This window comes from Paenibacillus sp. P5_B5 (genome assembly GCF_056400365.1).
The window spans coordinates 438108-451943 of sequence record NZ_JBFULK010000002.1; the positions used below are offsets into that span (position 1 = coordinate 438108).

At 44.7% G+C, this 13836-nt stretch carries 4 protein-coding genes; 1 reads left to right on the forward strand and 3 read right to left on the reverse strand.

What is annotated here, in order from left to right; all coding sequences use genetic code 11:
- Positions 1–26: 26 nt before the first annotated feature.
- The gene (locus AC1DOK_RS04715) at positions 27–8216 is read right to left on the reverse strand and encodes a GH36-type glycosyl hydrolase domain-containing protein (RefSeq protein ID WP_477553072.1); all 8190 of its coding nucleotides are present in this window, start codon (positions 8214–8216) and stop codon (positions 27–29) included.
- Between the two features lie 222 nt (positions 8217–8438).
- Here AC1DOK_RS04715 and AC1DOK_RS04720 point away from each other — a divergent pair, with 222 nt between their 5' ends.
- Positions 8439–9989: a DUF5050 domain-containing protein gene (locus AC1DOK_RS04720; protein ID WP_477553073.1), complete on the forward strand. Its 1551-nt coding sequence runs from the start codon at positions 8439–8441 to the stop codon at positions 9987–9989.
- A 127-nt stretch (positions 9990–10116) separates the two neighbouring features.
- Here AC1DOK_RS04720 and AC1DOK_RS04725 read toward each other — a convergent pair whose 3' ends face one another.
- Both AC1DOK_RS04725 and AC1DOK_RS04730 read right to left on the reverse strand, forming a co-directional pair.
- Complete coding sequence (locus AC1DOK_RS04725; protein ID WP_477553074.1) at positions 10117–11238, reverse strand: glycoside hydrolase family 88 protein; 1122 nt, start codon at positions 11236–11238, stop codon at positions 10117–10119.
- Between the two features lie 150 nt (positions 11239–11388).
- Entirely contained in the window at positions 11389–13635 is a 2247-nt protein-coding gene (locus AC1DOK_RS04730; RefSeq protein ID WP_477553075.1) for a helix-turn-helix domain-containing protein, read from the reverse strand.
- Positions 13636–13836 lie beyond the last annotated feature (201 nt).

A 13836-nucleotide genomic window follows, 5' to 3' on the forward strand; every position in this document is an offset into this window, starting at 1 on the left:
TCTGAATTTCGGTGCAGTGCCCTTTATTATAATCTAACTGAAATGTGATGTTCTCCGCCATCGTCTGACAGTTCAATATATGTGTCAGGTCCAGCCTTCAGATCTTCTTCTGTAACGGGATCCTTGTTGAAAACAAGGAAATACTTTGTGTTACCATACCGATAGGTAGCTTTGAAGCCAGGCCACTCGCAAGGAATGCACGGATTCAAGTAGAGTTGGTTTCCTTGTCTTCGGAGCCCCAAGATCGACTCGATCCCGCTCTGATACATCCAACCTGCAGCGCCGGTATACCATGTCCAGCCTGCATGTCCAAGATGAGGCTCAGAGGTATAGATATCAGCGGCCATTACGTATGGCTCCCCGACGTATCTTCGTACTTCATGTTCAGTACGTGTATGATTAATCGGGTTAAGCATATGGAATAGCTCGAACGCTTTATCACCTTGCCCCAGCTTGCTCCAAGCGTTTATACTCCAGATGACTCCGTGGGTGTATTGCGCCCCATTCTCGCGAATGCCCGGCGGATACCCCTGAATATATCCCGGACTTGGTTCGGTGTGATCAAATGGAGGTGTTAAGAGCTTCACTACGGATAGCCCGCGGTCTACCAGCTCACGATCGAACGATTGCATAGCTTGATGAGCGCGATCCTGCGGTGCTGCTCCCGAGATAACGGACCAGGATTGCGCTATGGAATCGATTCGGCATTCTTTGTTATAGATAGAACCGAGCCAAGCACCGGAATCCGTGAATGCTCTCCGATACCACTGCCCGTCCCAACCATGGTCATGGATCGCTTGCGCCAGCTGATCGCGGATTTGATTGTAGTGTGTCTCTCGTTCAGTCTCGCCGCGTTCCCCGCTTAGTTGCTTAAACCGCTGCAGTATCTCGCATAGAAACCAACCGAGCCAAACACTCTCGCCACGTCCTTCATGACCAACCAAATTCAAGCCGTCATTCCAATCCCCAACCCCAATGAGGGGTAGTCCATGTTCGCCGATTCTTTGCAGCGCTTTGTCGATTGCCTGTATGCAATGCTCATACACCGTACCGCTTTTGCCAGACTGTACCGTTTCCTCATATCGCTCATGCTCGTCTTCCTTCAACGGTTCACTCGTAATATAGGGTACAATCTCGTCGAGAAGAGTATCATCCCCCGTATGCTCCACATATCGGGCTACCGAATAAGGAAGCCAAAGCAGATCATCGGAGAATAGCGTTCGGATGCCGCGGGCTGTTTCCTCATGCCACCAGTGCTGCACATCTCCTTGCTCATATTGATGGGCTGCATGGATGAGAATCTGCTTCCTCGTAAGACTGGGTGCTGTATGGAGGAATGCGAGTGAATCCTGCAGCTGATCGCGGAATCCGAATGCACCTCCTGCTTGATAGAAGGCAGTACGGGCCCACATGCGGCAAGCGAGCGATTGGTAGAGCAGCCAACCGTTAAGGAGAATATTGGTCTCGGTAGAGGGAGTCTCTACAACGATCTGGCCTAGCGTTCGATCCCAGTAGTCTGCATTCTCTTTCCAAGCTTCAGCACAGTGCGATGTGTCGCTGTATCGCTGAGCTAGGCTTGCTGCTTCGGTCTTGGAAGATGCGCATCCGAGCAAGATTATGATCTCTTTCTCCTCGCCAGACTCCAGATTCAGCTTCCGCTGGATTGCACCGCAGTTTGCATAATGTACCCCAGTTCGCCCAGACAGACTGGTGCGGTTTAGCGCCGCGGGATGGTCCAGGCTTCCGTTCCTTCCGATAAACTCCAGCTGATCTGTGGTCCAAGATATGTTGTTGGAGACTGAGTTGTTCTGGGCGAAGATCCCCAGGAATGCAGTCGCATCCCGGAAATTTTCTTGATATCGGTTCTGTGCAGTCAGAATAGCAGCTTCTTCATTCCACTCACTTACGATGTAGGGAGCGTTCGATTGGCGCTGCACACCGAGTACCCATTCGGCATAATAGGAAACAGATAGTCGTCTATGTACGGATGAGGTGTTCTTGATCCTCAACCGTATAATTTTGACGGGATCCTCTCTAGGGACGAATACGGTCATCCTGTGCCGGATCCCCAGACGCTCATGATCAAAAGTCGTAAAGCCCAAGCCGTGGGTGATTATATAAGGAATCTCATCCTTACCAGCCGATGGAGTGATCGTCCATAGGTCACCTGAATCCTCATCCCGTACATATCCGAGTTCCCCATGCGGGTCTAATACCGGATCATTTGACCATGGTGTCAACTTGCATTCCCGGCTGTTTCTCCAGAAGGTATATCCAGTACCGAGCTCGGAGACAAAGGCACCGAAGCTAGGGTTGGCAAGGACGTTGATCCATGGCGCTGGCAGATGCTTTCCATCCTTGATCAAGAGTTTATATTGCTTGCCATCTGCAGTAAATCCACCCCAGCCGTTATAGAAGAGAAGCTCTCTTGCCTCGAGAGATGGCGCTTGGGGCAGGTCAGCTTGAAGTCGATCCGGTTCAGCTGCCCGCTTAAGCGGTTCCGGCCACTTGGCCCCACCAGCACGCTGCCGCAAACGAAGTTGGCCAGATATGCTTGGGCCACTGGCTCGCAGCACTACCCGGGCAACTGCCAAAAGAAGCGTTCGTTCTTCGTCACTTAGTCGGTTGTCTGGAATGACATGAATTCCGACACCCCCTGCTCCGAAGCGATCAACACCATGCTCTACAGCGCGGTCAAGAGCTTCCTGCAGATTTTGCTGATAGCCTTCTTCAGATTGGTTCAGAATGACAAGGTCAACGCGCAGCCCCAGTCTTCTCAAATATTCGAGCCCTGTCAACAACTTAATGATAAACGGCATATGGCTCTGGTTGTCGATTCGTACCGCGATGATCGGTCGATCACCAGAAATACCGAAGGACCATAGTCCAGACTGTCCCTTCGAATTTGCGGCGATACGCAGACTGCGTTCGTTTCGGAGAGGTGGCGTGTGTAGAACTTGAGCAGCAAGTGACTGAAAAGAAAAGGATTCAAACAGATCCATGCCAAGATTGCGAAGCTCGATTCGGCTGCGAGTCCAGGCAAGCTGGAAGCTTCGTTCAACTGCTTGTGCCTTTGTCAGCTTGGAGGCAATTTCCACTGCTTCTTCTTTCGACTCGGCTACTGCTGTCACTGCATACAGGTGAACCTGCTCACCAGGTTCCACTCGCACGCGGTGCCGCATGACGAAGGCGGGATCGGCTACAGACCCGGTTTTCCCTTTCAGGGAGGAGCGGAGAGATTGCGGCTCCGCTATCCGATATCCTCTTCCGATGAAAGCGGCCCGATCTGTCTCAAACTCCGCCGTTCCCAGCGTGTGGCATTCAGTTGTGAGCAGATGGGCGGCCCAGAGCGACCTATCCTTTGCCTCCCGTTTGCGTCTGCTGGCAACAAGGCATCCACTTTCATGATCATACGCAGTGCGGATAAACAGCTTGCTGAAAGCAGGATGGGCATCATCCGCAATAGGGTTCGAGAGCGCAAGCTCCATAAAGGACGTGATTTCAAGGACTTTTGCTTGATCTCCCCGATTCGTTAATGTGATGCGGCGCACTTCAGCATCAGTCTCAGGAGAGACACATATTTCCATGCATGTTTCTACAGAGTTATCTTTGCGTACGAAAGTCGCTTTGTCCGGTTCGAAGCAGACACGTTGTTCTGGCGATTCTATTCTGCAAGGCTGGTACGAAGGAGACCAGATCTGATCAGACATGACATCTCGTATGTAAATATAGCTCCCCCAGGAATCCATAACAGGCTCTTCTCTCCATCTGGAGATAGAAAGTCCTTCCCAGCTGCTATAACCGCTACCGCTAACGGTTACCATCGTAGTGAAGCGTCCATTCGACAGCAGGCATGTTTCCGGCGTAGCGGTGTGAGGAGACGTAAACTCCCGGACAGGGCTAACCTCTTTCACAGCTTTCTCTTCGCGAACCGATGAACGATACAGCGCAGGATGCTTGATCCACTTCATAGGCCGCACTATGCGTTCCTGAAGCAACAATTCGGCAGCACGCACCTCCTTGTTCCGATGAAACCGTTCGAACATGGTGGTCGGCAATAGCAGATTGGACAAAGTAAGCATGCTCATTCCCTGATGATGTGCCATAAAGCTGCGGATCACTTTATGACTGTGGCCTGCCGGCATCCGTTTCGGCGTGAAATCCAACGCTTCGTAATAGCCATATTTACCGCGTCCGCCTAACTGATCCATCTGTTTCAACGCTTTGAGCCCTTCCTTCGTTGCATACGGCAATGCCATTGTCGTTGCATACGGCGCAAGGACAAGATCCTGCTCAAGTCCACGCTTAAATCCGAGGCCGGGTACTCCGAACGCTCTATATTGGTAGTTCATTTGGAAATCAAAGGCGAAATAACCGGATTCGGAGATCCCGAACGGAACGCCTCGTTCCTGCGCGTAAACGATTTGGCGTTCTACCACACCTTGGCAGGTACTGTCCCATATCGTATTGCGATACGTCTTCATCAATAGACATGGCATCAAATACTCGAACATCGTTGCAGACCAGGAGAGCAACACCGGCCGGCTACCAACCTTTGTCAGTGTTCTTCCAAGCACATTCCAATGCGAGACAGAAATTTGTCCTAAAGCAATGGCAACGAAGCTGGCTTGTCGCGCCTCAGATGCCAACAGATCGTAAAGTACGGTATCCCGAATGCCTTGGTTTACGTGATACCCAAGAGAGAAGAGGTTTGTATTCGTGTCGTAAAGTGGACGAAAGTCGGTTTTATGAACTAATGTATCGATCCTAGCTGCCAATCGTTCCCCACGAGTCAACAAGTCTGCTTCAGTAACTAAGCCGGGCTCCTCCGCGAAGGCGACTCCAAATTGCTCGTTTGACCATTGTTTAGGGTATTTACGGTTAACCTGCTTTAAAATCTGATCTTTGTCGTTCTGCAGCCATTCAAGCAAGCCTTCCTTAGCCGTTATCAAGGAAGCGACAAAATTCCCAGAATCGACGGTAGACACGTACACGGGCAATAGCGGAGCCAGTGTTTCTGTATCGTACCAATTGTAGAGGTGACCCTCCCATTTTTCCATTCGCTCGATTGTATCCACCGTTCGTTCTAGACGCTCGACAAGTCCCGGTGTATCAATAAACCCGAAATCTCTGGCAGCTAGTGTACATGTTACGTACATCCCGATATTTGTAGGGGAGGTCCGATGTGCAATCCCCTTGTCTGATTCAATCTGGACGTTATCGGGCGGCAGCCAGTTGTCTTGTACCGTCACAAAATCCTCGTAGAAGGACCAAATGTCATGGGATAGCTTACGCAACTCCTCGGTCTCTTGTGGAGTTAATATTTCCGTAATGCGAACCGGTGACTGATCAAACCATCGGATTACCAGCGGTGCAACACTCCATACTACAACGATGGTCAGACTGATCGCTTGTACTGCAGCTGATCCGCTCCATAATGCTCCTGATGCCATGAGTGCAATCAAGATATATCCGCCGTAAAGTCCGGACATTGGAGGAGCGCCTGTTTTCCCGCTTAACCTTTCTACCTCTGCTTGATTCACCCATTCGAGAAGTCTGCGCTTCGAAATGGTTAAACGGTACAGCGTTCTAATGATGGCATCAAGCAGCATAATACTCTGGAATGGGAGAGTCATGAACGCTATTAGTATGTGACCCACTGTGTGAAGCAAGCTCCTTGGCCGATTCAGGATTACCTTTAAGGTGACCAGCTGTCGGAGCAGCGGAAGGAACATTATAAGCAGCACGATTCCGTACCAGCGCATCGGTGAGCCTGGAAGTATAGGGCTTGCCAGCAGCATGATCGCCATTAGCACAGGTTGAAGCAAGCTGCGCCTGAGATTGTCTATAATCTGCCATCTAGTTACCACGGATAAATGCGTCGGCATAAGCTCGCCCTTGCCATTTCGGATTTTACGCTTCAGCCAAGGTAGCAACTGCCAATCTCCGCGGGTCCAGCGGTGAAGCCGTTTTTGATGTGACATGAAGGTAGGAGGGTGATCATCAATGAGTTCAATATCCGTAAGGAGTCCAGCCCTCAAGAAACCACCCTCAAGCAGATCATGGCTGAGAACCGTATTTTCCGGAAATCGGCTGCTGAGCACATCATTGAAAGTGTCTACATCGAAAATCCCTTTGCCCGTAAATATGCCTTGTCCAAATGCATCCTGATAAGGATCCGAAACCGCGAATGCGTATGGATCAAGGCCAGCCTCATAGGCCCATAAATTGGACAGCCTCGATTTCTGCGCACTTTCATAAGTCAACGCGATCCGAGGTTGAAGTACTCCGTAGCCATCTATCACTCGGGTCCTGCTATCATTCAACCGGGGCCGGTTAAAAGGGAGATGCATGGCGCCGATCAACCGATGTGCACTTTCGAGAGGCAACCGTGTGTCTGCATCCAGTGTAATCACGTAACGAATTTTGTTTAAAACGGCTGAATCGCCAAGGATGGTGCTGTAGCTAGTTCCTTTGATTCCCCGGAGCAGCTTAACAAACTCCTCCAACTTTCCGCGTTTACGTTCCCATCCCATCCAAGTTTGTTCAGAGGGATTCCATTTTCTACGACGATGAAATAGGTGGAAGGTGCTATTCGGGTAGGTATGATTCAGTCGTTCGATCTCGTCCTTCGCCAAACTTAACATACCTTCATCCTCAGGAGAATGCTCAATATCTGCATCCTTGAAATCACTAAGAATGGCGTAGTGAATGTGGGGGGCTCGATTCGCTAAATAATTCAGCTCCAAGCGTTCGGTTGTACCTTTCACATCTTCGAGCCTGGACCAGATGACAGGCATGACAACCATCGTCGCAGCATCCTCAGGCACGCCCTTAGAAAAATCATATCTCAGCAATCGTGTGGGCGGTATCGTACGTTCTATAAGCCAATGAACAGCTGAGACCCCAAATTCGCTTGCCGGCAAGGCGAGCAGAAGCAATACGGACGCCAAGCCTATCAGGGATATGGCGGTTGCCGAGCCGATGACCCATGCGGATAATAGGATTAGGGCAGCAACCATGCTGAACGCCATCAGGTTTAGATACAAGCCGGTCGCGCGCATTTTAATCCCGGTCTCTGGAAGGGATCCTGCTTTTCCGCATAGCTTTAACGCCTGCTGCAGCTCCTTCATTCCTTGTGCTTCAAGCAAATAATAAGCAGCATTTACATTTCTGGGCGGCAATGAAGCGGGGCTTCCTTTCATTGCAGCTTCATATTTAACGTTTGCCAATTGAACAGCTTGAGTTGCGACTAATTTTTCGGGCACCTTCATACGCCGGGATAACTGTTCCACCCGGTAACGTAATGTATGGCGGCTCGCACCATCCAACCTTGGGTAGTCGCCTATCTGTTCTTCTCGAAGCGATTGCTCTACTACGCTGATCTGTTCGAACATCTCACTCCACATCAAGCGGGAGAGCTTACGCAAGCTGGCGATTACATTGCCTGTACTTACCTGATACTCAGCCTGAAGCTGGTATTCGTAAGTGAGAATGGAATCCAGACTTTCAGGCGGGTTTTCCAGCTTGCAAATCAGCCACTCTCCGATGTGCGCTGAATCCTCCGCATACTCCCTTAGATGCTTAACAAGATGGACAATCAGTGCCCCTGATAACGGCAATTCCACGTTCGCATCATCCAAAGCCTGCTTTAAGCGCTCTGGCGTCAGTTCTGCAGGATCAATTCCCGACAGCATTCGCTCCACGAGTGTACAGATGGTGCGCCGTTCCTTAACAGGCAGAATGAGGGATGCGAGACGGCGAATCATCTCCATTTTCATAAATAATGGAATGGACCAAGCCTCCGCGATTGAGAGCACGGATACTTCTTGATACGAGTTGAAATAAGCTGTAAAGCTCTCTTCATTCAGAAGGCCGTCCGTTTGTTCCAGATAAGCTTCGCAGATTGAAGAGACTCTAAGCTGAGAGCTTTTGTCCAATGTGGGAAGAGGCTCTACGCGGAGTAGAGCTATTTCTTCTTGAATCCCTGATACCTCAGCCTCTAGAAATTCGGAATGATCCAGCAGCCACTCCTCAGCAGCCTGCACGCAAGCGCTGCGATGATCATGGAGCTCTTTAATGAAGGTTCGCAGCTCCTCGATATCGGATTCCAACCGATTCCATAACGCTTTTGCTGAGGTGTGCTTTCCGTGGGGATCGTGTTCAAGTGCAAGCTTATGCGCGTGTTCCTGTAACGTATCCTTATACAAACCCATTTATTAATCCCCTAACTATGAATAATGGTAAAAAAACACTTCATTACCATTCCACATTTGGAGGGATATTATTAATAGCCACGAAGATGATATTCTTGCTCTGATGTAAAGTGGCTAGTGGTAATCTAGCATTCTTGAAAGCCTCCTATTTTATTGAAGTAATAGGAGTTTAATGTTACGATATTGTTGGAAAATTCTATTAATTAATAAGAGGTGAGTTAGGTGCTAAAGAAAGTGCTAATTATCGCAGCTTTATTTTTTAGCGGCTTTAATGCAGTACAAACAGCAGCGGCTGAAGTAAATGTCGAATCTGAAATTCAAGATGCAATCGTTTTAAGCGTCAATAGTTCCAAAGTTTATGTGAATGGCAAACAAGGCAGAATTGATGAAAATGATAAACAGATCGTTCCTTTTGTTGAGAATGGTAATACGATGGTACCTTTAAGGTTTCTAACGGACAAACTTGGTGGAGATATATCATGGGACCCGGAGGCACAAGAAATCACTATAAAGATTAATAGTGACATAGCCCGAATTCGGTTAGGTGACACAACAATTAATATCAATGATCGAAAAATTAATATGAATGTTGCCAGTAAAACTATGAATGGCATAACCTATTTACCTTTAAGGCAAGTTGTGGAAGATTTGTTTCACAAGAAGCTTTATTATAAAAATGGGATCATCCTAATAAGCAATGAGGTTAAGACGATTTCAGAAAGTACGTTGGTTGAACTTGAGAGAACATTGAAGCCTCGCGTTGTATATACGAGTGGGCGAGCAATTCTTTACGTTTATTCTGACGGCACGAGTTTTAAAAAAGATTTAGAGTATAGTGATGGGGAACAAGGAGAATTAAGTGTATGGGGAGCAGCTGAGGGATATTTTTACATAAGAAACGAAGGGATTCAATCAGATTCAGATTATGTTCATAAAATCAATCTTGATGGAACCATTATAAAGACAATTGAATTTGATGATAAAGAAAGAATGCATTTTGTTATGGCGCAGGATGGCAATCAGTATTATTATTCCGAAGGAAATGTTGTGAAGGTAAGTGAAGATCATTCTACTACTCGAGAAATAGTAGGAAAAGGTATCCTCATGCAAGATACAGCTTATATCAAAAATGATGAAATATGGTTTACGGATTCAGATGTAGATTATGCAATCTATAAGTTACATAACGGGGAGAAAACAAAGCTTTCAAAAAATGATTCTTTCATTCATCATGTATTAGATAATTGGATCTACTATGGATATTTTGAGAACAATCGTTGGACGCTATATAGAATGGCCCTTGATGGCAGCATTAAAACTAAACTGTCTTCTAATGCCGATGTGAAGCATTCATACATTTCAAATGGCAAGATATATTATATTGACGAAAATTCTAAAACATTAAGTGAAATGAACTTGGACGGTTCTAACAAAAGGGTTATTTGCAAGTTAGGAATGCCAGGTCAAGAAATCATGGAAATTGACGGAGGGTATATCTATTACACCGAAGAGGATCAGCATATGGGTGATTCCTACCAATTCCTGTTTAGAGTTAGAATTTCTGATGGTACGAAAGTACAATTAGTGAAAGCACCTTTGGAAGTTGGGCGTTCTGGCGCTTGGAAACGTATCGATAATATGAATGTTCTGGGTGAATTCGTTTCCTATACCATTTCTAATGGTGTATTTATGGTTAAAGACGACGGTTCTAACCTTAAGGAAGTTTCCAGGCTGAAGGGATCGATTAATCTTAAGAGCTTAAAAGATAATTAAAAATATAAAAGGCACCCATGGGGTGTCTTTTTTTGCGCTTACTTTCGTTTCAAAATTGATGAGGCCTAATAAAGTCGAACTCGGATTGTCATATGACAATTCGAGTTCGTAATTAAGATATTATTTATTAGAACAATCCTGATAGACCTTTCACTTTGGCAAGTGCCTCTACAAAATAGTAATCTCCATAGATAATCGGCACATTCACATGCTTATTTACAGGATAAGAAACGGTTCCCTTAGTAAGAATAGCATCCTGCTGGTCGCTGAAATCAGCGTAGTTCTCATAAAGCCCTTTGAGTATGGCCAAAGCACTTTCATAGTAGAAGGTTCTTTCTGTATGATCTGTGAGTAGCATACTTAGCTCAAGCAGACCACTTGCAGTACAGGCAGCAGCTGTAGAGTCACGAACGAATTTATCCTTGTCTGCTGTTCTGAAATCCCAATAAGGAACTTGATCCTCAGGAAGATGGGACAAGAAGTAGTTTGCGATATTTTTGGAGGCTGTCAGGTATTCGGTCTTACCTGTCTCACGCGCTGCAATCGCAAAGCCATAGATCGCCCAGGACTGTCCTCTCGACCACGCAGAATCTGGACCAAGACCTTGCCCTCCAAGGTTCTCAATCTTCTCTCCACTCTCCGGATCGAAGCTTACAACATGAGGGACTGTCCAGTCATCTCTTACAAAATGTTTAAGTACGGTATCTGCATGTGCAATCGCGATATGTTTAAAGCGAGGATCATGCTCTTCCTTCGAAGCCCAGAACAGCAATGGTAGATTCATTAGGCAATCAATAATAGCCCAGCCTGTACTATTCGGATTGACTTTATCTGTCCATGCCCTGATAAATTGCCCTTTAAGGTTGAATCTTCCTGCCAGATGGCTGGCTGCAATCAGACCTGATCTCCGGGATTCTTCATTTCCTGTCCATTGATAGTTAACAACAGCTGTTGGCAAGTACATAAATCCAACATCATGATGAATATCATAAAAGTCAAGCAATGGAACGTTTAGTTCTTGCTCAATGTTTATTGCTATTTTTTTTAAGGATTCATCTTTCGTTTCACGATAGGCCAGCCAGAGCAAGCCTCCCCAAAATCCAGAGGTCCAGAAGGAAGCGCCTTCACAATTGTAGCTGCCATTCAAGCACACATGTGGAAAGCTTACTCCAACTTTTTTACTTATTTTGTTGATCTTCTTTATTGATTCCATATAAGCATGATCTAGCCATTCCGGGTGATGGTTCATTTAATGTATCTCCTCTCAATTCTAAGGTCTTTTGATGCCAAGATACGTTTATTGTAATGTTAATAGAATGAGAGGTATATCCTTACTATTTGTTGTTGTAATGAAATTCAATATAACAGCAAGAAATCGTGATTCCAATAAGCTCGGAAGTTAATTCAGGTTCTTGACATATTCCCCGGGAGATACGCCAATATATTGCTTGAAAATTCGAATGAAAGTATTGGTATTATTGCATCCGACAATTGCTGCAACTTCATGAACCTTATAATTCCCCTCATTTAGAAGTTCCTTGGCTCTTTTCACCTTCAATGTATTGACATATTGTTTAAAGTTAATGTCCAGTGAATTCTTTAATAGCTTGCTGACATAGCTTTCAGACAGGTTAAATTCGTCCGCAATGTCTGTTAACGATATATCTTTATCAAAGTTCTTATGGATATAAATAAATATTTGGGAAGCGGTAGAACTCTCTAGGCTGAACTTATCCTTGTTGCAATAATTAAAGATCAATTCAAACAACGCAAAGGTTTTTTCTGTAAACTTCGAAACAGGAACCTCCATAAACTCATTCAATAGGTCAGGATATTCCTTTACAAATTGATTCAATGTTGTTCCGCTTGTATTTAAGCATCGTTTAAAGGTGGTTAGGATTGAATGCTTCAAATTCGACAGATTCACAGGACTAAGTGTTGAATGATTTATACTATGATCCAGAAGATTTTTGAGCAGATCGTATGCTTTGCCCAATTCATTCGAATTGACATATTTAATTAAGCAAGTTTCAGTCTCAATAGGATAATAATAAACCTCTTCTTCGAGATCTTTAATACACTGAGAGGTTAACACCTTGTTTGTAGTCGCATAATGATAATTGCTCATCCGAAGCAGCTCTTGCAGTGCGGAAGTCAACTCACCCAGTTGATATGTACTAGATATGCATGCTGTAATATCAAGTGATAGATCTTTTTCGATTGTATTGACAACAGTTTCAGCAATTTGCTTCAAGGACTCGGATGAAATGCGATTAAAAATAATACAGTATTTATTCTTATCTAATGGCAAAGTAAAGAAATCTTCGTATTCACACTGAATCTCCCTGATTAGCGTATTGAAAATCAAGGATAGATTTGGAACAGGTATCGTCTTTCCCAAGGCTTCAATTCCTTCACATTCCAATAGGATGATATTCAAATTTTCTTGAAATCTCTCTAATTGAAGTAGAGAGAGATTTTCTTGAATAAACTCCTCACTTGCAATTCCGTATATGACCTTCCGGAAGAAATCCTCCCGTAAATGTATAAAGGAATAATCCAGCTTATCTTGTAAAGCATGATTGATAGAATACACCTGCTCAATGCTAGACTGAATGTAAGCGAGTTCATTAATTTCGTCTGCTTGTTCATTTGAAGAAGCAGTTGTATTTCCTTTGTGCTCATCCAGAAACTGAAGCAGTTGACGAATCGGCTTATAACTTGACCTCGTAGCCATGTAAGCCAGTATGATACCTAGCAGCAGCAAAAGTACACTAGGGAATAACGCTGTCTTCCATATTTGGGAAAAGATCGTGCTAAATGAAGTCGCTTCACTTGAGTAAACATATTTAAGATTTGGTATCACCTTTGAAGGATGAATATAATTGTTGGTTGATCCCATTTTTAAGTGGTTAATATTTTCTTGATCGTTCAGTGCATCGATTCGAGCAAAGATCTCTGTATCCAGATCGTTATTATTTATATAGGAACTGATCATTTCATCTGTATATAGATAGAAATTTCCATTAGAATCACCGACAATTCCAGGTAACAAAGAGATGCTGTCGACAACAATAAAGAAATAAAGAGGATCCTCTTTAGAATTTACAATTTGATGAATCATCACGATTTTGTCAGGTTTCTTCGACATTGATTGTGGGACGACATAGGTATTGAGCGCAAGAAATGGATTTTCCATATTACGAAAGCCATCCAATGCTTCTGCATCTATACCGAGTTCATTCAAATAATTTTTAATACTATAGGTTCCTGCAGCTGATATTACCAGGTCATCTGTCAGCTTGGTAATACCAAAGCTGAAGCCTAACTGGCCAAAACCTTGCAACTGAGCGTTCAGATCATTATATAATTTCGCAACATGTAAATAATTCGTATCGGAACTATAGCGATAATCGATTAAACTTTGCAGGGTAGATATCTTATATACAAGTTCCATTGCAGTGCGGAGCTTGAAGTCAGCATAATTGCTGTTCTGGTCAATATATAATTGGTTGCTGTGATTGTATTGAGTATCTGACATTTGGTAACTTTTATAAAAAATGATCGATGAGGTGATAAATGAATATAGCAGGACAATAACGATAAATAAGGTCAGCATCTTGTACAAAAACTTCTTCTTAACCATCATTCAATACTCCTCTTCAAATCATCATTATGAATCGAATCGTCTCAAGTCTACATCATTTTTGAGTTTGCGTCCTAAGGAAAATTTAATGAATGGATGCAATACTCATTTCTTGACTACACGTAAACCCTTACAAGAAAGCGCTTTATCTATGGTTTATATCGATAAATATCGATTTCTTGTTCTCTTTCAATCTTAACA

Coding starts and splice junctions, on each gene's coding strand:
- AC1DOK_RS04715 (WP_477553072.1), bottom strand. CDS start 8,216: ATGGGTTTGTATAAGGATACGTTACAGGAACACGCGCATAAGCTTGCA.
- AC1DOK_RS04725 (WP_477553074.1), bottom strand. CDS start 11,238: ATGAACCATCACCCGGAATGGCTAGATCATGCTTATATGGAATCAATA.
- AC1DOK_RS04730 (WP_477553075.1), bottom strand. CDS start 13,635: ATGGTTAAGAAGAAGTTTTTGTACAAGATGCTGACCTTATTTATCGTT.